The sequence below is a fragment of the Mycobacterium sp. 1245499.0 genome (assembly GCF_001673615.1).
Taxonomy (GTDB): Bacteria; Actinomycetota; Actinomycetes; order Mycobacteriales; family Mycobacteriaceae; genus Mycobacterium; species Mycobacterium europaeum_A.
The window spans coordinates 22,184-45,968 of sequence record NZ_LZMG01000376.1; the positions used below are offsets into that span (position 1 = coordinate 22,184).

Genomic DNA, 23,785 nt, shown 5'->3' on the forward strand with positions numbered 1-23,785 from the left:
AAGGAGGCGAGATGAGCGTAGAAAACCTCAAAGAAGCGCTGCCGGAGTACGCCAAGGACCTCAAGCTCAACCTGGGCTCGATCACTCGCACGACCGAGCTCAACGAGGAGCAGCTGTGGGGCACCCTGCTGGCCAGCGCCGCGGCGACGCGCAACACCCAGGTGCTCGCCGAGATCGGGGCCGAGGCGGCCGACATCCTGTCCGCCGAGGCCTACAACGCGGCGCTGGGAGCCGCATCGATCATGGGCATGAACAACGTGTTCTACCGTGGCCGGGGCTTCCTGGACGGCAAGTACGACGATCTGCGCGCGGGGTTGCGGATGAACATCATCGCCAACCCCGGCGTGGAGAAGGCGAACTTCGAGCTGTGGTCTTTCGCGGTGTCGTCGATCAACGGCTGCCCGGACTGCGTGGCCGCTCATGAGCACACGCTGCGCGAGGCCGGCGTCAGCCGGGAAACCATCCAGGAGGCGTTGAAGGCCGCGGCGATCATTTCCGGCGTGGCGCAAGCGATCATCGCCTCCCAGACGCTGGCCACCGTCGGCTGATCGCGCCGTCGTGACCAGAACCGTGACCGGACCCGCCTGGGTCCAGCACGCGATCTGGTGGCAGGTCTATCCCCTGGGGTTCGTGGGAGCGTTTCCCGCACCGCAGGCAGACGAGCCGCCGCAACCGGAGGAGCACCGGTTGCGGCGGCTCGTCGACTGGCTGGACCACGCCATCGAACTCGGGGCTTCCGGCCTCGCGCTGGGACCCGTCTTCGCCTCGCGCACACACGGTTACGACACCACCGACCACTACCGCATCGACCCCCGGCTGGGCGATGACGACGACTTCGACCACCTGATCGCCGAGGCTCATCGCCGCGGACTGCGGGTACTGCTCGACGGGGTGTTCAATCACGTCGGCCAGGATTTCGCGCGCTACCGCGAGGCCGCCGACGACGAGGCGGCCGCAGGCTGGTTTCGCGGACGGCCCGGCCGATTTCACACCTTCGAAGGCCACGAGGGACTGATCACCCTCAACCACGACAACCCCGAGGTGGCCGACTATGCCGTCGACGTCATGGCGCACTGGCTGGGTCGCGGCGCCGACGGCTGGCGACTGGACGCGGCTTATGCCGTGCCGCAACACTTCTGGGCATCGACGCTGCCGCGGGTGCGGGAGCGCTACCCGGACGCCTGGTTCGTCGGGGAGCTCATCCACGGCGACTACGCCGCGGTCGTGGAGGCCGCCACCTTCGACTCGGCCACGCAATACGAGCTGTGGAAGGCGATCTGGAGCGGCCTCAACGACGGCAATTTCTTCGAGCTGGACTGGGCGCTGCAGCGCCACAACGAGTTTCTGACCTGCTTCGCGCCGCTGACCTTCATCGGCAACCACGACGTCACCCGCATCGCCAGCCGGCTGGAAAATCCCGAACACGTCGCCCACGCGCTGGTGCTGTTGCTGACGGTCGGCGGGGTGCCCAGCGTGTACGCCGGCGACGAACTGGGATTCCGGGGGGTCAAGGAGGAACGCTTCGGCGGTGACGACGCGGTTCGCCCCGAGTTCGGCTCTCCCCCAATGCAACTCGACGACTTCGGCGTCGAAACCTGGCGGCTGCACCAATACCTGGTCGGGCTGCGACGCCGCTACCCGTGGTTACATGCGGCGACCACCACCGCCCGGCTGCTGGAAAACCGGCGCTACGTGTACGAGACGCGCCACGGCGACGATGCCCTGCTGGTGGCGCTCAACATCGACGACGAGCCGCTGCGGGTGTCGCTGCCGAAGCTGGGCACCGCTCGCGCCGAGGTGATCGGCGGATCGGCCGCCCCGCCGCAGGAGGTCGTCGACACCGTCGCCGTTGAGCCCCGCGGCTGGCGGATCCTGCGCCCGGTCTAGAGCCCGGCTTTCACGGCGTCGCCTAGGGCGTCGCCAGCCGCTCCAAGGTCAGCCGGTCCTGGCGGCCGTCGTAATACTTGTCCAGCACCGCGACGAAGTCGGCGTTGTCCTCGGTCGCGCGGGCGAACAGCGTCATCGACGAGCACAGCTTGAGGTCGTCCGGCGAACCGAAGATCTGGCCGATGGAGCGCCCCTGCACCGCGCTGACCAGCCGGGCGCACTCGTGCAACCGCGGCCCCAGCAGCTCGTGGCGCAAGTATGCGCCGGCTTCGTCGAGCGAGGCGATGCCGAACCGGGCCGCCATGGCGCTGCCGCCCAGGCCGCGCAGCTGCGGGAAGACGAACCACATCCAGTGACTGCGTTTTCGGCCGGCGCGCAGCTCGGCGACGACATCGTCGTACACCGGGCGCTGCGCGTCCACAAAACGTTTGAGATCGAAGGGGTCGCCTGTCGAGTCCATTTGACTACGGTTGCACACATGGCGGTCCAACGACGAGTGCCCAAGGTGCGCGACCTCGCGCCGCTGATGCAGTTCAAGCGGCCCCGGCTCAACGCGACCAGGCGCCGCCTCGACGCCGCGTACACCATCGAGGACCTGCGAGCCATCGCCAAGCGCCGCACCCCGAGGGCGGCGTTCGACTACACCGACGGGGCCGCCGACGACGAACTATCCATCCAACGCGCACGACAAGCGTTCCGCGACATCGAGTTTCATCCGACGATTCTGCGTGACGTCTCCCAGGTCACCACCGGCTGGAATGTGCTGGGGCAGCCGGTCGTGTTGCCGTTCGGGATCGCCCCCACCGGATTCACCCGCTTGATGCACACCGAGGGCGAGATCGCCGGAGCACAAGCGGCGGCCGACGCGGGGATCCCGTTTTCGCTGTCCACCTTGGGTACCTGCGCGATCGAGGATCTCGTCACCGCCGTCCCGCAGGGCCGAAAGTGGTTCCAGCTCTACATGTGGCGCGATCGCGAGCGCTCCATGGCCCTGGTGCGGCGCGCCGCCGACGCGGGCTTCGACACGCTGCTGGCCACCGTCGACGTCCCGGTCTCCGGTGCCCGGCTACGGGATAACCGCAACGGCATGACGATTCCGCCGACACTGACGCTGCGCACCGTGCTCGATGCCGTGCCGCACCCGAAATGGTGGTTCGATCTGCTGACCACCGAGCCGCTGGCGTTTGCCTCGCTCGATCGCTGGCCCGGCACCGTCGCCGAGTATCTGAGCACCATGTTCGATCCCAGCCTCACCTTCGACGATCTGGAGTGGATCAAGGCGCAATGGCCCGGCAAGCTCGTCGTGAAAGGGATTCAGACACTCGAGGACGCTCGCGCCGTCGTCGACCGCGGCGTCGACGGCATCGTCTTGTCGAATCATGGTGGGCGCCAACTGGACCGGGCCCCGGTGCCCTTTCACCTGCTGCCCACGGTCGCGCGGGAGCTTGGGCAACACACCGAGATCCTGGTGGACACCGGCATCATGGCCGGCGCCGACATCGTCGCCGCGATCGCGCTGGGGGCCCGCTGCACGCTGGTCGGGCGCGCCTACCTGTACGGCCTGATGGCCGGCGGTGAGGCGGGAGTGAGCCGCGCGATCGACATCCTCCGCAGCGGGATTGTGCGGACCATGGCGCTGCTCGGCGTCACCTGCCTCGAGGAGCTCTCCCCCCAGCACGTCACGCAACTGCGACGGCTGGGCCCGTTGCCGCCGGTGTGACGCCGGCCGCACACCCGCAACGGCCGGGGTCCCCGGGAACAAACCGGCGCCCGGCTGGGTTAAGCGCATCAGACTCAACTTTTGGAGGATTTGATGGCTGAAGCCAAGTCGGTGCCGGTGCTGTTTGTCACTGACACCATCGTATTGCCCGGAATGGTGGTGCCGATCGCGCTGGACGACGCCGCCCGAGCGGCGATCGATGCCGCTGCGGCGAGCGAATCGGGACAGCTGCTGATCGCCCCTCGACTGGACGACCGTTACCCCTCGCACGGCGTGATCGCGAAAATCCTGCAGGTCGGGCGCATCGCCGGCGGTGGCACCGCCGCGGTGGTGCGCGGTGAGCGCAGGGCGCAGATCGGGGCGGGCGCGTCCGGGCCCGGTGCGGCGCTGTGGGTCGAGGTGACTGAGGTCCCCGACGGCGAGACGACCGACGAGATCAAGGCGCTCACGGCGGAGTACAAGAAGCTGCTGCTGGCCATGCTGCAACGCCGCGAAGCGTGGGAGATCATCGATTACGTCAACAGGCTGACCGACCCGTCGGCGCTGGCCGATACCTCCGGTTACGCCTCGTACCTGACCAACGCGCAGAAACGGCAACTGCTCGAGACCGTCGACGTCACCGAGCGGCTGCGCGTGCTGATCGACTGGACCAGCTCGCATTTGGCCGAGGTCGAGGTCAACGACAAGATCGCCGAGGACGTGCGCGAGGGCATGGAGAAGACGCAGAAGGAGTTCCTGCTGCGCCAACAGCTGGCCGCCATCCGCAAGGAACTGGGCGAGGGCGAACCGGACGGCTCGGATGACTACCGTGCCCGCGTCGAGGCCGCCGAGCTGCCCGAGCAGGTGCGTGAGGCCGCGCTGCGCGAGGTCGGCAAGCTGGAACGGTCCAGCGACCAGAGCCCGGAAAGCGGCTGGATCCGCACCTGGCTGGACACCGTCCTGGACCTGCCGTGGAACGTCCGGACCGAGGACTCCACGGACCTGGAGGCGGCCCGGGAAATCCTGGACGCCGACCACCACGGGCTGGACGACGTCAAGGACCGCATCGTCGAGTACCTGGCCGTGCGGGCGCGCCGCGCCCAGCGTGGGCTGCAGGTCGTCGGCGGCCGCGGCTCCGGTGCGGTGATGGTGCTCGCCGGTCCCCCCGGCGTCGGCAAGACGTCGCTGGGCGAGAGCGTCGCCCGGGCCTTGGGCCGCAAGTTCGTCCGCGTCGCCCTGGGCGGTGTGCGCGACGAGGCCGAGATCCGCGGGCACCGGCGCACCTATGTGGGAGCGTTGCCGGGCCGGATCGTGCGTGCGATCGGTGAGGCGGGATCGATGAATCCCGTTGTGTTGCTGGACGAAATCGACAAGGTCGGTGCCGACTATCGCGGTGACCCGAGCGCGGCGCTGCTCGAGGTGCTCGACCCCGCGCAGAACCACACCTTCCGCGACCACTACCTGGATTTGGACCTGGACCTGTCCGACGTGGTGTTCCTGGCCACCGCCAACGTGATCGAGAACATTCCGTCCGCCCTGCTGGACCGCATGGAGCTGGTTGCGATCGACGGCTACACCGAGGACGACAAGGTCGTCATCGCGCGTGACTACCTGCTGCCCCGGCAGCGCCAGCGCGCGGCGCTGACCGAGGACGAGGTCGCGGTGACCGACGCGGCGTTGCGCAAGATCGCGGCGGATTACACCCGCGAGCCCGGCGTGCGCCAGTTCGAGCGGCTGTTGGCCAAGGCGCTGCGCAAGGCCACCACCAAGCTGGCCGCCAACCCGGAGCCGTTGACCATCGACGAGCCGGATCTGGTTGGCTACCTTGGCCGCCCGCGATTCACGCCGGAATCGGCCGAACGCACGGCGGTGCCCGGGGTGGCCACCGGCCTGGCCGTGACCGGCCTGGGTGGTGACGTGCTCTACATCGAGGCCGGCGCCACCGACGGGGAACCGGGTTTGCAGTTGACCGGCCAGCTGGGCGACGTGATGAAGGAGTCGGCGCAGATCGCGCTGTCCTACGTGCGCTCCCACGCCGACGCGCTCGGTGTCGAGCCCGAGGCGTTGAACCGGCGCATCCACGTCCACGTCCCCGCGGGTGCGGTGCCCAAGGACGGCCCGTCGGCCGGTGTCACCATGGTGACCGCCCTGGTGTCGATGGCGACCGGGCGTCAGGTCCGTTCCGACGTCGGCATGACCGGTGAGGTCACGCTGAACGGTCGGGTGCTGCCGATCGGTGGGGTGAAGCAGAAGCTGCTGGCGGCCCAACGTGCCGGTCTGTCAACGGTTTTCATTCCGGCGCGCAACGAGCCCGATCTGGACGACGTGCCCGCCGAGGTGCTCGAGGTGCTGGACGTGCGGCCCATGACCGATGTCGCCGAGATCGTTGCGCAGGCCCTGGAGCCGGCGGCGCAGGCCGCCACCGTGGCCGCATGACGCTGTCTAGGCGGCGTTGATCCCGTGTCGAGCTAGTGACGACGCCATGGCCCCGGGCAAGGCAAGAAGTTTTGGCTTCCCCCGGGGCCGGGTATCTGTCAGCGCAGAGGGAAGACCAGCCGAGGGGGGAATGACCTCTAACCCGACGTCAAACGGCGCGGGTGGACGAACAACAGATCACTGCCGTGACGCCGCCGTAGGCGGTCGACCGGCCGGATAAGGAGTTCATCATGAGGTTGAACAGAATTGCTGCTAGCGCCGCGATCGCGGGTGCTTTGACGTCCGGTGCGCTCGGAATCGGCGCCGGGTTGGCGCAGGCCGACCCGCATGGGCCGAATCCGCCGGTGCCGGGTTGCGTCGGCGGCCCCGGCGCCAACTGCAACGGCCCGGGCACCCCGCTTCCGCCGGGGCAGCGCGGATTCCCGCCGCCGGGGCACTTCAACGACCCGATCGGTTACGGGTACCCGGCTCGCTGGACTCCGCCGGGCCAACCGGGCGACTACCCGGTGGTATTCAACCCGGACTTCAACCAGTGGGGCGTGTTCCTGCCCGGCGGCCAATTCGTGGCCTACGCCACGTAAAACCGCATAACGAGACAGCCGCCGCGCATGTGGCGGCTGTTCTCGTTTGCGGCAGAATCCACGGCATGAGCGACTTCGCGACATTGAAACGGCAAGTGGTCCATCGGGTTCAGCGGCTGCTCGTCAACCCGGTGGGCCGGCAGCTGCCGACGACCATGCTGGAAACCACCGGGCGCAAGAGCGGGCAACCGCGCCGGACCGCGGTGGGTGGCCGCGTCGTGGACAACCGGTTCTGGATGGTCGCCGAACACGGCGAGCACTCCGACTATGTTCGCAACATCAAAGCGAATCCGGCTGTGCGCGTGCGGGTTGGCGGGCGGTGGCGCAGCGGGACCGCGCACCTGCTGCCCGACGACGATGCCGTGCGGCGGCTGGGCGAGCTGCCGCGGATGAACAGCGCGATGGTGCGCTTGATGGGCAGCGACCTGCTCACCATCCGCGTCGATCTGGACTGAAGGGTTCATGGCCTACGACGAAGACCTGGCCAACCGGATCCGCGAACTGTTGGGATCGGAGTCCGGCGTCGAGGAGAAGCGCATGTTCGGCGGCCTGGCGTTCCTGGTCGACGGCAACATGTCGGTCGCCGTGAGCGGGCAGGGCGGACTGCTGGTACGCGCGTCCCCCGCCGTGTTCGAGTCGCTGCTGCGGCGTGCGCACGTCCACCCCATGGTGATGGGCGGCCGAGAGGTGCGCGGCTGGCTGCGTGTCGAGGCCGCCGGGGTGCGGACCAAGCGGCAGCTGCAGGGGTGGGTGAACCGTGGGGTCGGCTACGCGCGCACCCTGCCGCCCAAGTAGCGTGCGGTTTGCTCGCGCGGGGCGCGGGTACGCGGGTGCGTATGGACAAGCGGGTGCGACGACTTCTCGACGTTGCCGGCACGACCTATGCGGCGCAGGCGCGTATCAAGCTGAGCGACAAGCCGATGCCGCTGTTTCAGCTGCTGGTCCTGTGCATGCTTGCCAGCAAGCCGATCGACGCCGGCATCGCCACGGCCGCCGCGCGTGAGCTGTTCAAAGCCGGCCTGCGCACACCCAAAGCCGTGCAGGCGGCCGACCGGCACACCATGATCGAGGCGTTCGGGCGTGCCCACTACGTGCGCTACGACGAGAGCTCGGCGACCCGGCTGGCGGATATGGCCGACCGGGTTCGCGACGACTACTCCGGCGATCTGCGCCGTCTGGCCGATCGCAGCCGCCATGATGCCGCAGCGGCCAAACGGATGCTCAAGCAGTTCAAGGGAATCGGCGACACCGGCGCCGACATCTACCTGCGCGAAGTTCAAGACGTGTGGACCTGGGTGCGCCCGTATTTCGATGACCGGGCCACCGGCACCGCCAAGCAATTGGGTCTGCCCGCCGCGCCGGCGATGCTGGGATCCCTTGCGCCGCACGCCAATGCGAGGTTGGCCGCCGCGCTGGTCAGGGCGTCGCTGGACGACGATGTGCGTCAGCGGGTGACCGGCTGAGCGGCCCGTGACCATACGCATCGGTACCTCAGGGTGGTCCTACAACCACTGGGCGAATGTGTTGTATCCGACGGGAACGCCGTCGGGGCGCCGCCTGGCCCGCTACGTCGAGGTGTTCGACACCGTCGAGCTGAACGCCAGTTTCTACCGGTGGCCGCAGGATTCGACCTTCACGGGCTGGCGCCGCCAACTGCCGGAGGGTTTCACCATGTCGGTCAAGGCTCATCGCGGATTGACCCACTATCGCCGGCTGGCCTCACCCGAACCGTGGATCGAACGATTCGAACGTTGTTGGCGCCTGCTGGGAGATCGGCACGGGGTGCTGCTCGCGCAGTTGCACCCCGAGCAACAGCGCGACGACGCGCGCCTGGATACGTTCCTGGCACTGATGCCCGAATCGATCCGCGTCGCCGTCGAATTGCGCCACCCCTCGTGGAATGACCCCGCGGTGTTCGAGTTGCTGGAACGCCGCCGCGCCGCCTATGTGGTGATGAGTGGCCTCGGGCTGGAGTGCATCCCGCGTGCCACGACGGATTTGGTGTACATCCGGATGCACGGCCCGGATCCGGAAGCCAACTATGCCGGCTCCTACTCCGATGACGACCTACGGCGCTGGGCCGAGCGAATCGCAGGCTGGGACGGCGAGGGACGCGACGTGTGGATGTACTTCAACAACGACCTGGGCGGCCACGCGGTCCGCAACGCGCTGGCACTGCGCGAGCTTTTGGGTTGACGCACCCGAGCGACTAGCCCGCGGTGCGCTCGGGGTCCGAGCCGTCAGCGCCGCGCGGCACCGGGGTCCACGCCCCGTCGATGACCTCGGGTGGGCATTGCGCCTGCAGCCGTTCGCGTTCGGTGCGGCGGCGTTTGATCCGCAACCGCGCATCACCGGGCAGGGTGACCAGTTCGTTGCAGGTCAGGTAGTACATGTCCTCGACATCGTCGATGAGGTCCGCCTCGACCCGCAGCGAACCCAAGGCGCGCAACGTCATACGGAGTTCGTGTGTGAACCGCATCGTGGTGTCGTAGGCCAGCTCCCGAGAACCACGGGCGGCGCGCGCCGGCCGTTGCTGCGGCGTCGGCGGCTGTTCGCAGGTGGCCGCGGCGATCAGCAACATGGTGGGATCGTCGGCGAATGTCGTGGCGGCCAACTCGGCCTCTCCCGGCCCGCGGTGCCCGATTCGCGCGACGGCGTCGTCGACGGCGGCAGCCGTCTTGGGTGACAGCGCGCGGATGCTGGCGAGGTTGCCGTCGGCGGCCAGCGCGCGCAACGGCGGGTCGGCTCGCAGCGCCGCCGCCAACTCGGCGATCTCGGCGTCGACGAGATGGCTGTCGGCGATCATGCCCACCCCGGACACACTGCGCCCCGCCTGGCCGCGCACCGGTGTCGCGGCGCTGACTCCGGCGTCGATCAGCCACAGCGCGTTGAGGATCCACCCTTGATGGATGCGATCGCGCAGCAGCCGCAGCCGAACTTCCAGTGCGGCCTCCGGTAGCAGCGCCAGTTGGCCGGTGTCGAGGTGTTCCGCGGCCGCGGCGGCGCCGTAGGCGCGGGTGTCGGACCGCAGGTGGCGCAGCAGCGCCACCGATCGACCCGCCGCGACGGCCTTGGCCAGCGAGCCCAGGGCGCCGCCTACCAGGGCCGGCTCACCGAACGGCAGCGGATCCCCGATGTGGGGCTGGCCGACCAGGGCGTCGCGGGCGAGCGCCTCCTGATCCCAGCCGGGCAGCTGAGCGGCGGCGACCATGTTGACCGAGACCCCGATGTAGGGACGATGGCCGAACACCGCGACGGCCCGGCTGGCCCATTCCTCGTCCACCGCGCCGCCGAGCGCGAGCGCCTGGCCCAATACCCTGCTCGCCGTGCGCAATCCGCTCAGTTGGACGTCAAGCGTGATCGGGGTGAGCGGTCCGGGCAGCGCCTCGTTGAGGGGGGACGCACTGAAGACGGGAAACCTCGGATCGATCTGGTCGTCGAATTCGCCCTCGATGCCTTCCGGTGCCGCACTGCGGGCGTCCTCGGAAGGCCGTCGGGAGTGGGCCAGCACCTCGACCGGGAGCGCGAGCCGCCCGCCGTGATTGATCGCGCCCGCGGTGTCGACTCGGCGACCGACGAGTCCGCGCGCGGTGTCGGCGACCGCGTCAAGCGCGTGCCAGCCGAACTGGAACGACCAATCTTCTTGTGCGGCAAAAACATCCATCTCGGGGACCAGTTGCGACCAGCTACGCACCCGATGCAGCCGGGACCGCGGGTCGGCGGCACGTAGCACCCGCCAGGCGGTGACCAGGTTGACGGTGTCCGGGCTGGCGAGGTCCACCACACCGGTGCGGTCGGTGTCGAGCACCGACACCAGAAAGCGCATCAGGTCGTCGAGATGAAGCACCCGCATGGGTTGGGTCGAGACCTTGGCGCGCAGCAGGGTGGCCACGGTGCGGCACACCATCCAGTCGAGCTGGCGACCGACCGGTGGCGCGATCCGGACCACGACGGTGGGGCCCCAACTCGACGAGACCAGGTCCTCGGCCGGCCGGTACAGCTCGGGCCGGCCGGCGGCCTGCGACACGAACAGCAGCCGGGACCCGGCGCGGGCGGCGGCATCGGTCACCCGTGCGAGGCCGTCAATGTCCGCGCTGCCCGGGGCGGTCGGGTCGATGGGGGCCAGGTGGATCACCGCGTCGGCCTCCTCGGTCAGGTCCCGTAGGACCCGATCGCGCAGCGACGCGCAAACAAACTCGACGTTGCGGTCCAGGCATGGATGGGGCAGTTCAGCAATGCCGGTGACCGTGTGCCCGGCAGCGATCAGCTGCCCAGCGACCAGCCGCCCGAGTGCGCCGGTGGCGTCGGTAACCAGGATGTGCACCTGGGCTCACCTCCCCCAACCCTCAGCATTCAACAATAGGCAAGTAGGCGTGGGCTACGCGACCGTTGGTCCGGTAACGGTTCGGCCGACCTGGTGTGATGTTGCCGGCCGGGCTATCGCAGCGTCGCGCTGCCGTCCGCGGCGACGGCGGCCTTGGCGCCACCGATGTCCTCCCGCACCGACTCCTGCGCCGCGGCGGGATCGGTGACCACGGCCAGCGCACGCGCCCCGTCGGGCGTCCGGACGGCCAGAAAAGCCTTCTCGGGCCGCCCCTCGCGGTCGAAGGGGGTCGTCCAGGCCTCCACGGTGCCGACGCCTTCCCACCCGACCGCCGCGTCGGTCGTCGGCTCCCGATCGACGGCGGGTTGCGTGTCTTCCCAACGGAATTCGGCCGGTGGCTCGGTGCTGTACACGCCGAAGCTGTGTTTGGTCAGGTAGCCACCGTTGGCGGTGATCAGGCCGCGCCGGCCCGGATTGGCCACCAGCAACTCCGCCATGGTGGCGATCGAATGCATCACGTAGTTGCTCCATGGCCCGCCCGCGAACGTCAGACCGCCGGTCACCGTCAGCGGGCGGGCGGGATCGTCGACGCTCAGCCCGAGCTCGGCCGCCGCCACCTGAACCGCGGAGGGGAAGCAGGAGTACAGGTCGACGTAGTCGATGTCGTCGACACCCACGCCGGCCAGCTCGAGCGCCCGCGCGCCGGCGATCCGGATCGCCGTCGAGCGGTGCAGTTCGTGACGTTCGGCGACCGACGGCGTGTCGTGGGCGTCGGTGCCCGCGTGCGGGTAAACCCACCGCTCGGCCGGAATCTTGAGCCGTGTCGCCTCCCCGGCCGAGGTCAGGACCAGCGCCGCGCCCTGGTCGACCATGTTGTTGGAGTTCATCAGCTTGGTGTAGGGCCAGCTGATCATGCGGTTCTGCGGACCGGCGCTGCGGATCTCGTCGGCGCTCGACGGCTTGCGGATCCAAGCGTTCGGGTTGTCCACTGCGACGGCGTTGAACCGGGCCCACAGCGCCCCGATGCGCTCGAGGTGATCGTCGATCGACTCGCCGTTCGCGATCCGCAGCGCCTCCTCGAACAGCGGATAGATGTAGGCGGGCCGGTCCAGGGAGATCCTGATCTCGGCGTCACCGGCCATCGGGACGTCGTCGCCGCTGATTTCGGCCATCGGGACCGAGTGGTCCTGCTCGGTCCACACCAGCTTGGCGCCCTTGGCCCGCAACCCGCGCCGGGTGCGCCAGGTTTCGGCGCCGGCCAGCAGCACCACCCGGGCGTGACCCCGCTGGATGTCCAGGCAGGCCTGGTTGACCAGCGACTGTGGCACGTTGCCCCCGACGGGGCTGTACAGCGTGCTGAAGTCCGTCGCCCCGATCCGCTGGCCGAGCAACAGGCCCGGGTCGCGGTATTGGGCCGACAGGATGTTGACGATGCGAATGGAGTCGACGGCCTGGATCACCGCGGGGTCGGCGGCTTTCCCGGCCGCGGCCACCATCAGGTCCATCGGCTCGACCGAGCGGCCTTGCGGGTCGATCTCGTCGCGATGGTTGACCTGGCCGTAGCCGATCAACACCGGGGTCGTGGGGTCGACGCTCATGGGAACGAATTTAGCGTGGCTATGGATCTGGTCCCGTCGGGCCTCGCCGTGGCGGCCGCGGGGTGGCGCTGCGGGCTCGACCGCTAGACGGTGTCGGCCGGGGCGGACAGGACGCCGTCGTCGAGCAGCCGCTGGATGTCCGCGGGGTTCATCCCGAGCACCTCCCGGCAGATCTCGACGGTGTGCTGGCCGGGCAGCGGCGCCGGGACGTGCCGGGCCGCCGCGATGTGGCGATACGGCGCCGGACCCGTCTCGGCCGGCAACGGGTTGTCGATCAGGGGATGCGTCATGGGGCTGTAGACGTTCCGCGCCACCAGCTGGGGGTCCTCGAGCACGTCCGGCGGGCGGTTCATCGGCCCCGCCGGGACCCCGGCCGACTGCAACAGTTCGGCGGCCCGCAACGGGGTACGGGTGCGGGTCCACCCCGAGACCAGCTCCACCAGCTCGCGGCGATGGGCCAGTCGCGCCTCGCCGGTGGCGAAGCGCGGGTCCTCGGCCCACCCGGCGTGATCGAAAACCCAAGCGGCGCGGCGCCATTCGTCGTCCGACCGGATCGAGATGACGCACCATTCGTCGTCACCGGCGCAGGGATAGACCGCATGCAGCCCGGTGTCCTCGCGGATCTGCGTGACGCCCGCGGCCAGCGCGGCCTCGGTGACGTACAGCGTGTCGAGTTGGTTGACCACGACCTCGGCCTGCGAGATGTGGACGTGGGCGCCCCGGCCGGTCCGGTCGCGGTGGATCAGCGCGGCCAGCGCCCCGATCGCGGTGACCCGGCCCACCACGTGGTCGGGGAAGACCGTCGTCGCGTCGTAGAACCCGTGCCGGCCCGCGGCGGCTTCGTCGGTCGCCTCGTCCGACGTCCAGAGCCGGGTGACCCCGGTGGTGGCGCGCACCAGTGGGCCGTAGCCCAGCCGCGCGCTCCACGGCCCCGTGTCGCCGAACGCGCTGCTTTCGGCCAGCACAATGCGCGGGTTGAGCGCGCGCAGCTCGTCGTAGGAAAACCCCAGTGCCCCAAGGGTTCCCGGCTTGAAGTTGGCGAAGACGGCGTCGGCCTCGGCCACCAGGCGGCCGAAGATCTTCTTGCCCTCGGCGCTGCGCAGATCCAATCCGAGGCCCCGGTTGTTGCGGTGCGTCCAGGCGAACGACTCGCTCATCGCGTCGCCGATCCGGGCCTGCCGCAGTCCGTCCGGGTAGTCGACGCTTTCGACTTTGATGACGTCGGCGCCCAGGTCGCCGAACAACCGGCTCAGCTCGCCGCCGGCCACGATGATGCCCAGATCCAGAATCCGCAGCCCGGCAAAGGGATAGTCGCCGAGCCGGCCCGAGGACGACGGCACCACCGACGGGTTGCCGCTCCAATACGGTTCGTCGCTTCCCGCGGCGGGGACCGGCGTCCGGAAACCCGCGCGGCGGCCGTCCACGACGAAATATCCGGTCGGCACGGCGGTGCGCACGCCGGGGACCAGTTCGGCCTCGGTGATCGCGCCCACCGCCTGGAAGTGTTCGGACCCCAGGATCCGTGCGGGCGTCAGCACCGCGGCGATCGGCACCCCGTTGGCCTGCCCGGCGGCCACCAGATCCTGCATGGTCTGCCCGGCGAACAGCTCCCGGATCAGCTCGCTGATCTGCGGCCAGGCCGCGAACCGCTCGCCGATCGCGTCGAATTTCGGGTCCTGGAACTGTTCCGGCTCCCCCAGCCAGCGCCGCAGGCCGCGCCACTGCCGCGGCGCCATCACACACAGCCGGACGTAGCCGTCCCGGCACGGATAGATCGGGTAGGCGTCCTGGTTCTTCGGCCGGCCCCGCCACCGCCCGCTGCGGCGGACGCCGGCGGCGGCCTGCCCGTGCGCGCCGAACGCGGGATCGAGCGCCATCACGACGGCGTCGAACCACGAGAAGTCGATGTAATCGCCCGTGCCGCAGCGTAATCGGTTGTAATACGCCGCGAGCGCGGCCCACGCCGCCTGGACGGCGGCGGTCGCCGAAGCGATGCCGTCCGGCGGCAACACGGGCGTCCCGGTGGTGGGGCCCGACCGCGACAGCGCGCCGCACATCGCGTACAGCACCGGATCGGTGGCGCGCCAGGACGACCGCGACCCCGTCGCACCGAAGTCGGTGATCGAGAGCACCACCAGGTGTGGGTAGCGGGCCGCCAGCTCCTCACCGGAGGTCCCGAACATGGCACCGCGCTCGTCGGCGCCGGTGTCCACCAGGATGTCGGCCTCGGCGGCCAGTGCCAGGAAGCGGGCGCAGTCCTCGTCATCGAAGGGGTCGAGCACCGTGCTGCGCTTGTTGGCGTTGTGCACGGCGAACGGAATGCTGGCGCCGCGCAGCGTGGGCAGCGCATCGCGTCCCAGGCATCCGCCCGGCGGTTCCACCTTGAGGACGTCGGCACCCAGGTCGGCGAACAGGCGGGTGACCGCGTCGGCGACGCCGCTCGACAAGTCGAGCACACGCACGGCATCGAGCAGCCCGTCGGCCATCTGGACACCGTACCTGCCTGGTCAGGCGGCTGCCCGTCGGGCATTCCCCATGCGGATCGATCGCCGGCGCGGCCAAAGTGCCGGGTGGGCAAGCTGATTCGGCGCACCGGTGATGGTGGTCGGTGGTCGGTCGAAGACCCGCGCCGGTGCGGCGTCGGCTATCGTCACAGGCCGATCCGCCAGGCCCACCCGTCGTCTCATGGAGGCATCCCGTATGACCGCGCACCTGAGCTACCTCGAGGCCGTGGTGGTCGGCGCCTTCCAAGGCGTCACCGAGCTGTTCCCGGTGTCCAGCCTGGGGCACGCGGTGCTGGTGCCCGCGCTGGCCGGCGGGCGATGGGCCCAGGACCTCAGCGTCTCGGCCCCCAAATCGCCCTACCTGGCGTTCATCGTGGGCCTGCATGTGGCCACCGCCGCGGCGCTGCTGCTGTTCTTCTGGCGTGACTGGGTGCGCATCCTGACCGGGTTCTTCACCTCGCTGCGTCATCGCCGGATCCGGACGCCCGACGAGCGGCTGGCCTGGCTGATCGTGGGCGGCACCATCCCGGTGGGCCTGGCGGGGCTGGCGCTAGAACAGCTGTTCCGCACCACACTGGGCAAGCCGGTCCCCGCGGCGGCCTTCCTGCTGCTCAACGGGATCGCGCTCTACGCGGGAGAAGTGTTGCGCCGGCGGGTCGCGCCCGAACCGGATGGGCCGGCGGCGACCGGCCAGGAACTCGAACACGGCGACGAGGCGTCGGACCGCCGGCTCGCCCAACTGCCGCTGCCCCGCGGCGTGGTGATCGGTGCGGCGCAGATCCTGGCGCTGTTCCCCGGCATCAGCCGCTCGGGAATCACCATCGTCGCCGGGCTGTGGCGGGGCCTGTCGCACGAGGACGCGGCGCGGTTTTCCTTCCTGCTCGCGACCCCGATCATCCTGGCCGCGGGGGTGTACAAGATCCCGGAACTCTTCGGGCCGCTCGGCGCCGGGATCGGGGGCCAGGTGTTGGCCGGCAGCGTCGCCTCCTTCGTCTGCGCCTACCTCGCCGTGCGCTTCCTGACGCGCTACTTCCAGACCCGGACGCTCACGCCGTTCGCGATCTACTGCGCCCTGGCCGGCGGGGCCAGCCTGGTTTGGTTTGCCCTGCGCTGAACCGGCGGGCTACCGGTCATCTGGGGATTGTTGCGCGGGGCGACTTCGAGTGCTGTGCTTAGCCCACTGGCGAAGTTGACACCCGTCAAGAATCTGGAGGGGACCAGGAATGGCAGATACGGCTTCCGTCGGCGTGAAGGGCAGGGGCCGGCTGAAAGGCAAGGTCATCGTGATCACCGGCGGCGCCCGGGGAATCGGACTGGCCACCGCGACCGCGCTGCACAAGCTGGGCGCCAAGGTCGCCATCGGCGACGTCGACGAGGTGCGGGTGAAGGAGTCGGGCGCCGACCTGGGCCTCGACGTCTACGGAAAACTCGACGTCACCGACCCCCACTCGTTCGCCGACTTCCTGGACGAGGTCGAGCGGCAGCTCGGCCCGATCGACGTGCTGATCAACAACGCCGGCATCATGCCCGTCGGCCGAGTCATCGACGAGCCGGACGCGGTCACCCGCCGGATTCTGGACATCAACGTCTATGGCGTGATGCTGGGCAGCAAGCTGGCCGCCCAGCGCATGGTCCCCCGCGGCACGGGGCACATCATCAACGTCGCCTCGCTGGCCGGTGAGCTCTACATCGTCGGCCTGGCCACCTACTGCGCCAGCAAGCACGCGGTGGTCGCGTTCACCGACTCGGCCCGGCTGGAGTACCGCAAGGCCGGGGTGAAGTTCTCTCTGGTGTTACCGACGTTCGTCAACACCGAGCTGGTCGCCGGCACCCCCGGCATGAAGGGCTTCCGCAACGCCGAGCCCGCCGAGATCGCCGACGCGATCGTCAACCTGGTCGCCCACCCCAAGCCGCGGGTGCGGATCACCAAGGCGGCCGGCGCGATGGTGGTCTCCCAGAAGTTCTGGCCGCGTCGAATCGCCGAGGGGCTCAACCGGATGCTCGGCGGCGATCACGTCTTCACCGACGACGTCGACGTGGCCAAGCGGCAGGCGTACGAGGCCCGCGCCCGCGGCGAAGACTAGCCGCGCACGAGCATTGTGCGCCGAAGGCGCGCACAATCGGCCCAGTGAGCCTAGAAACCCGAACCTCCGTGCCCGCGCAATCTCCGCTCTCCGACGACGAACTCGCTCTCATCGACAAATACTGGCGCGCCGCCAATTATCTCTCGGTGGGGCAGATCTACCTCCTCGACAACCCGCTGCTCACCGAGCCGCTGTCCACCGAACACGTCAAACCGCGCCTGCTGGGGCACTGGGGCACCACGCCCGGGCTCAACCTCGTCTACGCGCACTTGAACCGGATCATCCGCAACCGCGACGCCGACGTCATCTACGTGACCGGCCCGGGCCACGGCGGCCCCGGGCTGGTCGCCAACGCCTACCTGGAGGGCACCTACAGCGAGGTGTACACCGGCATCGAGGAGGACACCGAGGGCCTGCGCAAGCTGTTCCGGCAGTTCTCCTTCCCCGGCGGCATCCCCAGCCACGTCGCCGCGCAGACGCCGGGCTCCATCCACGAGGGCGGTGAGCTGGGCTACGCGCTCGTGCACGCCTACGGCGCCGCGCTGGACAATCCGTATCTGGTGGTGGCCTGCGTGGTCGGCGACGGCGAGGCCGAAACCGGGCCGCTGGCCGCCAGCTGGCACTCCAACAAATTCCTCAACCCGGTGACCGACGGCGCGGTGCTGCCCATCCTGGCGCTCAACGGCTACAAGATCGCCAACCCGACGGTGCTGGCCCGCATCCCCCACGACGAGCTGGAAGCGCTGCTGCGCGGCTACGGCTACCGGCCGATCACGGTTGCCGGGGACGACCCGGCCGACGTGCACCAGCAACTGGCCGCGGCGCTCGACGACGCGTTCGACGACATCGCGGCCATCCAGAGCGCGGCCCGCGGCGGCGGCGAGGTCGAGCGGCCGGTGTGGCCGATGATCGTGCTGCGCACGCCCAAGGGCTGGACCGGACCCAAGGTGGTGGACGGCAAGAAGGTGGAGGGCACCTGGCGCTCGCATCAGGTGCCGTTGTCCGAGACGCACGACAATCCCGAACACCGCGCCCAGCTCGAGGAGTGGCTGCGCAGCTACGCCCCCGAGCAGCTGTTCGACGAAAACGGCAGGCTACGTGAGGAATTGCGGGTCCTGGCGCCCACCGGCGATCGGCGGATGAGCGCCAACCCGCACGCCAACGGCGGCCTGCTGCTGCACGACCTGGACCTGCCGGACTTCCGCGACTACGCCGTGGCCGTCGAGCGGCCGGCGGCCGCCACGCACGAGGCCACCCGGGTGCTGGGCACGTTCCTGCGCGACGTGATCGCCCGCAACCGGGATCGGTTCCGGCTGATGGGGCCCGACGAGACGGCGTCGAATCGGCTCGACGCCGTCTACGGCTCGACCGACAAGGTGTGGCTCTCGGAGGTTGAGCCCGACGACGAACACCTCGCCCCCGACGGCCGGGTGATGGAGGTGCTCTCCGAGCACCTGTGCCAGGGCTGGCTGGAGGGCTACCTGCTGACCGGCCGGCACGGGCTGTTCAACTGCTACGAGGCGTTCGTGCACATCGTCGACTCGATGCTCAACCAGCACGCAAAATGGCTTGCCACCAGCCGGGAACTGCCGTGGCGCCGCCCCATCGCGTCGCTCAACTACCTGCTGAGCTCGCACGTCTGGCGCCAGGACCACAACGGCGCGTCCCATCAGGACCCGGGGTTCATCGACCTCGTCGCCAACAAACGTCCCGAGCTGACCCGCGTCTACCTGCCGCCGGACGGCAACACGCTGCTCTCGGTGGCCGACCACTGCCTGCGCAGCCGCGACTACATCAACGTCATCGTGGCCGGCAAGCAGCCCGCGCTGGCCTACCTCGGCATGGACGAAGCCATCGCGCACTGCACCCGCGGCCTGGGCATCTGGGACTGGGCGAGCACCGCCACCGACGAACCCGACGTGGTGCTGGCCTGCGCGGGCGACATCCCCACGCTCGAGACGCTGGCCGCCGCCGACATCCTGCGCCGCGAGCTGCCGGACCTGGGGGTGCGGGTGATCAACATCGTCGACCTGATGCGGCTGCAGCCGGACTCCGAGCACCCACACGGCCTGCCGGACCGCGAGTTCGACGCGCTGTTCACCCGGGACAAGCCGGTGATCTTCGCCTACCACGGCTATCCCTGGCTGATCCACCGGCTCACCTATAGCCGCACCAACCACGCCCACCTGCACGTGCGCGGCTTCAAGGAGCGCGGCACCACGACCACGCCCTTCGACATGGTGATGCTCAACGACCTGGACCGCTTCCACCTGGTCATCGACGTGATCGACCGGGTGGACGGGCTGGCCAGTCGCGCCGCCATGCTGCGCCAGCGCATGGTCGACGCCCGCCTGGCCGCGCGGATGTACACCCGCGAACACGGCGAGGACGACCCGAAGATCTCCGGCTGGACCTGGTCGCCGAGCGACCAGGACTGACACCGCGTTTCGGCGCCACCGCGACCGTGACGGCCACCTCGTCGAACGTCGAGGCGGGACCGGCGCCGGTAAACTGGTCGGATGCCTGACGCCACCGGGACCGCCCGCATCGAGCCCCTGGTGTCCCCGCTGGCGGCGCCGCACCGATTCCGGATCCACCTCGACATCGCCGTCGTCGTCGCGGTGCTGGTGCTGACCAACCTGATCGCGCACTTCACCACGCCGTGGGCGAGCATCGCGACCGTGCCCGCCGCGGCCGTCGGCCTGGTGGTCCTGATGCGGTGGCGCGGCCTGGGCTGGGCGGACCTGGGTCTGGGCCGCGAGCACTGGAAGCCCGGCCTGGGTTACGCGGTGGCCGCCGTGGTCGTCGTGGCCGCGGTGATCGCGGTGGGCGTCCTGCTGCCGGCCACCCGGCCGATGTTCATGAACAACCGCTACGCCACCATCTCCGGGGCGCTGATCGCCTCGATGGTCATCATCCCGCTGCAGACCGTGATTCCCGAGGAACTGGCCTTCCGCGGCGTGCTGCACGGAACGCTCAACAGGGCCTGGGGCTTTCGCGGCGTCGCGCTGGCCGGCTCGCTGTTGTTCGGGCTGTGGCACGTCGCGACGTCGTTCGGGTTGACCAGCAGCAACGTCGGCTTCACCCGGCTGTTCGGCGGCGGGATCGTGGGGATGGCGGCGGGGGTGACCGGCGCGGTGCTGGCCACCGGGGCGGCCGGGTTCGTCTTCAGCTGGCTGCGCCGGCGCAGCGGCAGCCTGATCGCGCCGATCGCGTTGCACTGGTCATTGAACGGCCTTGGCGCGCTGGCGGCCGCACTGGTGTGGCACCTGTCCGCCTGACCGGGTTCACACCAGCAGCACCGCCGCACCGGCGATGCGCCCGGCGCTCAGATCCGCCAGCGCCCGATCGGCCTGTCCCAGCGGATATTCCGGCGTCGTCACCTCGATGTGGTGTTTGCTCGCGAAGTCGAGGAAGGCCCGCGCGTCGGCCCGGGTGTTGGACGTGACCGATCGGACCTGGCGTTCCTGGAACAGGTGGCGCTGGTAGTTCAGGGTCGGGATATCGGACAGGTGGATCCCGGCGATGGCCAGGGTCCCGCCGCGGTCCAGCGCCTCAAGCGCGGGCAGCACCAGATCCCCCACCGGGGCAAACAGGATCGCGGCGTCCAGCGGCACCGGCGGTGGATCGGCCGCGCCCTGAGCCGACGCGGCGCCGAGCTGCAACGCCAGTTCCTGCGCCGGGGCTCCGCGGGTCATCACGTGCACCTCGGCGCCTTGCGCCAACGCCACCTGCGCGGTGATGTGCGCGCTGCCGCCGAAGCCGTAGAGGCCCAGGCGGCCGCCGGGTGGCAGCTCGGCGCGCAACAACGAGCGGTAGCCGATGATGCCCGCGCACAGCAGCGGCGCCAGCTCGCTGTCGCTGTAGCCGCTCGGCAGTGGGTGCGCGAATGCCGCCGGGACGGTGGCGAATTCGGCGTAGCCGCCGTCGGCGTCCCAACCGGTGTAGCGGGACTGGGGGCACAGGTTCTCGTCGCCGCGACGACAGTATTTGCAGACGCCGCAGGTGTGGCGCAACCAGGCGATGCCGACCCGATCCCCCACCCGGAATTCGCCGGCGGCCTCGGCGCCCATCTCGATGACTTCACCGACCACCTCATGGCCGGGAGTGACCCGGTCGCGGTGCACCGGCAGGTCGCCCTCGGTGACATGCAGGTCGGTGCGGCAGACGCCGCAGGCGCGCACGGCCACCAGCAGTTCGGACGGTCCGGGGCGCGGTATCTCGGTGGTGACTTGCTCCAGCGGGCCGGTGTTCATCGGCCCGGGTCGACGTACGCGCCAGGCGCGCATTGCCGTGGTGGTCACCGGTGGAGGCATCAATCCATCATGCCGCTAACCACCACGGCCGCAACGGGTTAAGCCCTACGTCCTGTGTCGCACCAAGCCGACGACCCAGAGCAGGAGCACGGCGCCGAGCAGCGCGGTGAAGAAGGTGAAGATGATCCCGCCGCCCGCGGTGTTGACGAAGAAGCTCAGGATGAACCCACCAATCAGGGCGCCGACGATGCCGATGACGATGTCCATCAGGATGCCGGCCCCGCTGCCCCGGATGATCCTGCTGGCGAGCGCTCCGGCGAGACCGCCGATGATGATGTAGCCGATCCAGCCGACGCTGGTCAAAGTGGTGGAGCGGGCAAGAAATTCGGTTGCTGCCATGACAGTCATGAAAGTCTCCTTGCAATCGCTGGCAAAGCCCAGCTATTTGCTGGGCGTCATTCCGGTATACCCAGTTTGGGTCACGAAATGAGTGCCGAATCGGAGACGGTTGACCAGTCGGTTTTCCGTCGCGGCCGAACCGGTCGGCGGAGCTGTCAGGCCGACAGGGTCTGCTGCGGTGTCGGCGTGGGGGGCGGGCTCACCTCGGAGGCGGGCGCCCCACCCGGAGCCTGCGCCGGTGCTCCGGGCGCCGCGGGGGCCGCGGGAGCCGGCGCTGGGGCACCAGGGGCGGCCGGCGCCGCCGGGGCGGCCGGTGGCACTGCCCCGGGTGCCGGTGCGGGCGCAGCCGGGGCGCCCGGCGCCGCGGGGGTTCCCGGAGCCGGCGCCGGTGCCGCCGGCGGTGTCCACGCCTGGATCGACTCGGTGAGCGCCTTGGCCGCGCCCCGGTCCACCGGGTCGTTCGAGGTTCCGAGCCACACCACGAACCAGCGTTGGGCGGTCCCGCCGTTGGCCGCGCCGATGACCCCGGTCCAGATCTGGCCGTTGGGCTTGGACGCGTCGCTGAACTTCACTTCGTAATACGACGCGCTGCCGGTGCTGCCGTTGCTCCCGGTGAGCGGCGTGGCGTCCTGGTTGATCCGGGTGCCGGGATAGGGCATGAAGAACTCGCCCATGTCCGAGCCCAGCCGCACGGCGGCCTTGGCGTTGTTGGCTTCCGCGCTCGCGTAGAGCTTTTGGTCCAGGCGGCCCATCACGATGCGGGTGTCATTGGCGACGGCCGGTGGCTGGTCGGGCGCCGGCGGCGGGCCGGTGACCTTGCTCAGCAGCGCCGAGCCGTAGTCGAGGTGCGACGCGTCCGACTCCACCCAGCCGCCGGGCAGGACGTAGCTGAATCCCCCGACCGCGTTGGTGATCCGCCCGGCGTTCGGATCGGCCGGCGGTGGCGGCGGGGCGTTCGGGTCGACGGGCGGCGGCGGTGCGCCGTTCGGGTTGATCGGCGGCGGCGGGGCGGCGTTGGGATCGCCGGGTGCCGGTTGCCCGTTCGGCGCCTGGGCGGCCGGCGGCACCGTGGGCGCCGGGGCGCCGGGTGGGGCCGTGGCCGTGGTTGGCGGGACCGGGGTCGGCACCTCGGGATCGGCGTTCGAGGTTGCCGGCAACGCGATGGCGACGGCGCTGGCGCCGGTCACCGTGGTGATTGCCAGGGTCGTCCACAATCCTTTGCGACGGGTCGAGGTCGGATCCACCTGCTCCATGGCGACGAACCTACCGTGTTACCGCTGTGACGCAAGGATGCATTGCGACGAATGCTGCGCGGATTTACCGATGTTGCCAATGTGCAACCTTCGTCGGGCGGCGCGGCCCCGCGCGGCGCCGTCACCGGGCGGCGGGATGCAGCGCCACTTCGTGCGCCTTGACGGAGAACCACACCCGGTCGCCGGGCGCCAACTGCAGCTCCGAAGCGGCGTCGACGGTGATCTCCGCGGCCAGGCCCGGGGCGCCGTCGGGTTGCTGAGTACCGCGCACCAAGACCGCGGGGCCGCGGACATCCAGCTCCGCGACGGTGACCTCGACGGTGTTGCGGGGGCTGCCGTGCGGCCGATCGCGGTAGACGGCCACCGCCGTCGGCGAAAACACCGCGATCGCATGCTGCTCGGGCGAAAAGGCTTCGCCGCCCTGTGCAGGGGCCGCATACCAGCGGACACCGGAGTCCGCGCGCAGCGAGCCGTCCCGGCCGACGGTTCCGTTCACCAGGTTGATGCCCGCGATCCGGGCCGCGAAATGACTGCGTGGTGCGGTGAGAACGTCTGGCACCGGCCCGATTTCGGCGATTGTGCCCGACTCCAGCACCAGGACGCGATCGGCCAGGGTGAACACGTCCAGCAGGTCGTGGGTGACCAGGACCGCCGCACAGCCGGTGCGGGTGATCACCCTGCGCAGCACGGCCCGGATCGCGGCCGCCGCGGCGACGTCGAGCCCGGCCAGCGGTTCGTCGAGCAGCAACACGTCGGGTTCGGCG

General features: G+C 69.8%; 21 protein-coding genes. 13 read left to right on the forward strand and 8 right to left on the reverse strand.

Annotated elements, in window-relative coordinates:
• The first annotated feature begins 11 nt into the window (after positions 1–11).
• Both A5646_RS23355 and A5646_RS23360 read left to right on the forward strand, forming a co-directional pair.
• A complete protein-coding gene (locus A5646_RS23355; RefSeq protein ID WP_066870770.1) occupies positions 12–548 on the forward strand; it encodes an alkyl hydroperoxide reductase in 537 nt (178 codons plus the stop codon).
• Between the two features lie 10 nt (positions 549–558).
• Positions 559–1,887, forward strand: a complete 1,329-nt coding sequence (locus A5646_RS23360; protein ID WP_156765681.1) for an alpha-amylase family protein — start codon at positions 559–561, stop codon at positions 1,885–1,887.
• Between the two features lie 22 nt (positions 1,888–1,909).
• On the opposite strand, the gene A5646_RS23365 is transcribed toward A5646_RS23360, so the two are convergent.
• A complete protein-coding gene (locus tag A5646_RS23365; protein WP_067024516.1) occupies positions 1,910–2,347 on the reverse strand; it encodes a DUF1810 domain-containing protein in 438 nt (145 codons plus the stop codon).
• Between the two features lie 18 nt (positions 2,348–2,365).
• On the opposite strand from A5646_RS23365, the gene A5646_RS23370 reads away from it, so the two are divergent.
• From A5646_RS23370 to A5646_RS23400, 7 genes are all read left to right on the forward strand, one after another.
• Positions 2,366–3,607, forward strand: coding sequence for an alpha-hydroxy acid oxidase (locus tag A5646_RS23370; RefSeq protein WP_067024518.1), 1,242 nt, complete (start codon positions 2,366–2,368; stop codon positions 3,605–3,607).
• Between the two features lie 93 nt (positions 3,608–3,700).
• Positions 3,701–6,022 (forward strand): endopeptidase La, encoded by a 2,322-nt coding sequence (gene lon / locus A5646_RS23375; protein ID WP_067024546.1) that lies wholly within the window; start codon positions 3,701–3,703, stop codon positions 6,020–6,022.
• Between the two features lie 230 nt (positions 6,023–6,252).
• Positions 6,253–6,603, forward strand: coding sequence for a hypothetical protein (locus A5646_RS23380; protein WP_066870779.1), 351 nt, complete (start codon positions 6,253–6,255; stop codon positions 6,601–6,603).
• Positions 6,604–6,668: 65 nt separating this feature from the next.
• The gene (locus A5646_RS23385; RefSeq protein ID WP_066870781.1) at positions 6,669–7,058 is read left to right on the forward strand and encodes a nitroreductase family deazaflavin-dependent oxidoreductase; all 390 of its coding nucleotides are present in this window, start codon (positions 6,669–6,671) and stop codon (positions 7,056–7,058) included.
• Positions 7,059–7,065: 7 nt separating this feature from the next.
• Entirely contained in the window at positions 7,066–7,398 is a 333-nt protein-coding gene (locus tag A5646_RS23390) for a TfoX/Sxy family protein (protein WP_067024521.1), read from the forward strand.
• 41 nt (positions 7,399–7,439) lie between these two features.
• Complete coding sequence (locus tag A5646_RS23395; RefSeq protein ID WP_067024524.1) at positions 7,440–8,066, forward strand: endonuclease; 627 nt, start codon at positions 7,440–7,442, stop codon at positions 8,064–8,066.
• A 7-nt stretch (positions 8,067–8,073) separates the two neighbouring features.
• Complete coding sequence (locus A5646_RS23400) at positions 8,074–8,799, forward strand: DUF72 domain-containing protein (protein WP_067024527.1); 726 nt, start codon at positions 8,074–8,076, stop codon at positions 8,797–8,799.
• 13 nt (positions 8,800–8,812) lie between these two features.
• On the opposite strand, the gene A5646_RS23405 is transcribed toward A5646_RS23400, so the two are convergent.
• From A5646_RS23405 to A5646_RS23415, 3 genes are all read right to left on the reverse strand, one after another.
• On the reverse strand, positions 8,813–10,927 hold the full coding sequence (locus tag A5646_RS23405) for an NAD-dependent epimerase/dehydratase family protein (RefSeq protein ID WP_067024530.1): 2,115 nt from the start codon (positions 10,925–10,927) through the stop codon (positions 8,813–8,815).
• 113 nt (positions 10,928–11,040) lie between these two features.
• The gene (locus tag A5646_RS23410) at positions 11,041–12,525 is read right to left on the reverse strand and encodes an acetyl-CoA acetyltransferase (protein ID WP_067024532.1); all 1,485 of its coding nucleotides are present in this window, start codon (positions 12,523–12,525) and stop codon (positions 11,041–11,043) included.
• Between the two features lie 83 nt (positions 12,526–12,608).
• The gene (locus A5646_RS23415; protein WP_067024535.1) at positions 12,609–15,011 is read right to left on the reverse strand and encodes a CoA transferase; all 2,403 of its coding nucleotides are present in this window, start codon (positions 15,009–15,011) and stop codon (positions 12,609–12,611) included.
• 214 nt (positions 15,012–15,225) lie between these two features.
• Here A5646_RS23415 and A5646_RS23420 point away from each other — a divergent pair, with 214 nt between their 5' ends.
• The 4 genes from A5646_RS23420 (at position 15,226) to A5646_RS23435 (ending at position 20,394) form a co-directional block, all read left to right on the forward strand.
• Positions 15,226–16,143 carry an undecaprenyl-diphosphate phosphatase gene (locus A5646_RS23420; protein ID WP_066872820.1) on the forward strand — a complete coding sequence of 306 codons (918 nt, stop codon included), beginning with the start codon at positions 15,226–15,228 and terminating at the stop codon, positions 16,141–16,143.
• Positions 16,144–16,252: 109 nt separating this feature from the next.
• Positions 16,253–17,113, forward strand: a complete 861-nt coding sequence (locus A5646_RS23425; protein WP_066872817.1) for an SDR family oxidoreductase — start codon at positions 16,253–16,255, stop codon at positions 17,111–17,113.
• 44 nt (positions 17,114–17,157) lie between these two features.
• On the forward strand, positions 17,158–19,551 hold the full coding sequence (locus tag A5646_RS23430; RefSeq protein ID WP_067024537.1) for a phosphoketolase: 2,394 nt from the start codon (positions 17,158–17,160) through the stop codon (positions 19,549–19,551).
• Between the two features lie 81 nt (positions 19,552–19,632).
• Positions 19,633–20,394, forward strand: a complete 762-nt coding sequence (locus A5646_RS23435) for a CPBP family intramembrane glutamic endopeptidase (RefSeq protein WP_067024539.1) — start codon at positions 19,633–19,635, stop codon at positions 20,392–20,394.
• A gap of 6 nt (positions 20,395–20,400) precedes the next feature.
• Here the strand turns inward: A5646_RS23435 and A5646_RS23440 are convergent, their stop codons facing one another.
• From A5646_RS23440 to A5646_RS23455, 4 genes are all read right to left on the reverse strand, one after another.
• Positions 20,401–21,429 (reverse strand): zinc-binding alcohol dehydrogenase family protein, encoded by a 1,029-nt coding sequence (locus tag A5646_RS23440; RefSeq protein WP_066872810.1) that lies wholly within the window; start codon positions 21,427–21,429, stop codon positions 20,401–20,403.
• A gap of 45 nt (positions 21,430–21,474) precedes the next feature.
• Positions 21,475–21,777 carry a GlsB/YeaQ/YmgE family stress response membrane protein gene (locus A5646_RS23445; RefSeq protein WP_066872807.1) on the reverse strand — a complete coding sequence of 101 codons (303 nt, stop codon included), beginning with the start codon at positions 21,775–21,777 and terminating at the stop codon, positions 21,475–21,477.
• Between the two features lie 146 nt (positions 21,778–21,923).
• Complete coding sequence (locus A5646_RS23450; RefSeq protein WP_067024541.1) at positions 21,924–23,021, reverse strand: alanine and proline-rich secreted protein Apa; 1,098 nt, start codon at positions 23,019–23,021, stop codon at positions 21,924–21,926.
• A gap of 121 nt (positions 23,022–23,142) precedes the next feature.
• The coding region (locus tag A5646_RS23455) for a TOBE domain-containing protein (protein WP_197498135.1) at positions 23,143–23,785 on the reverse strand (643 nt) is incomplete at its 5' end.

Coding starts and splice junctions, on each gene's coding strand:
- A5646_RS23355 (WP_066870770.1), top strand. CDS start 12: ATGAGCGTAGAAAACCTCAAAGAAGCGCTGCCGGAGTACGCCAAGGAC.
- A5646_RS23365 (WP_067024516.1), bottom strand. CDS start 2,347: ATGGACTCGACAGGCGACCCCTTCGATCTCAAACGTTTTGTGGACGCG.
- A5646_RS23370 (WP_067024518.1), top strand. CDS start 2,366: ATGGCGGTCCAACGACGAGTGCCCAAGGTGCGCGACCTCGCGCCGCTG.
- lon (WP_067024546.1), top strand. CDS start 3,701: ATGGCTGAAGCCAAGTCGGTGCCGGTGCTGTTTGTCACTGACACCATC.
- A5646_RS23380 (WP_066870779.1), top strand. CDS start 6,253: ATGAGGTTGAACAGAATTGCTGCTAGCGCCGCGATCGCGGGTGCTTTG.
- A5646_RS23385 (WP_066870781.1), top strand. CDS start 6,669: ATGAGCGACTTCGCGACATTGAAACGGCAAGTGGTCCATCGGGTTCAG.
- A5646_RS23390 (WP_067024521.1), top strand. CDS start 7,066: ATGGCCTACGACGAAGACCTGGCCAACCGGATCCGCGAACTGTTGGGA.
- A5646_RS23395 (WP_067024524.1), top strand. CDS start 7,440: ATGGACAAGCGGGTGCGACGACTTCTCGACGTTGCCGGCACGACCTAT.
- A5646_RS23410 (WP_067024532.1), bottom strand. CDS start 12,525: ATGAGCGTCGACCCCACGACCCCGGTGTTGATCGGCTACGGCCAGGTC.
- A5646_RS23415 (WP_067024535.1), bottom strand. CDS start 15,011: ATGGCCGACGGGCTGCTCGATGCCGTGCGTGTGCTCGACTTGTCGAGC.
- A5646_RS23420 (WP_066872820.1), top strand. CDS start 15,226: ATGACCGCGCACCTGAGCTACCTCGAGGCCGTGGTGGTCGGCGCCTTC.
- A5646_RS23425 (WP_066872817.1), top strand. CDS start 16,253: ATGGCAGATACGGCTTCCGTCGGCGTGAAGGGCAGGGGCCGGCTGAAA.
- A5646_RS23435 (WP_067024539.1), top strand. CDS start 19,633: ATGCCTGACGCCACCGGGACCGCCCGCATCGAGCCCCTGGTGTCCCCG.
- A5646_RS23440 (WP_066872810.1), bottom strand. CDS start 21,429: ATGCCTCCACCGGTGACCACCACGGCAATGCGCGCCTGGCGCGTACGT.
- A5646_RS23445 (WP_066872807.1), bottom strand. CDS start 21,777: ATGACTGTCATGGCAGCAACCGAATTTCTTGCCCGCTCCACCACTTTG.
- A5646_RS23450 (WP_067024541.1), bottom strand. CDS start 23,021: ATGGAGCAGGTGGATCCGACCTCGACCCGTCGCAAAGGATTGTGGACG.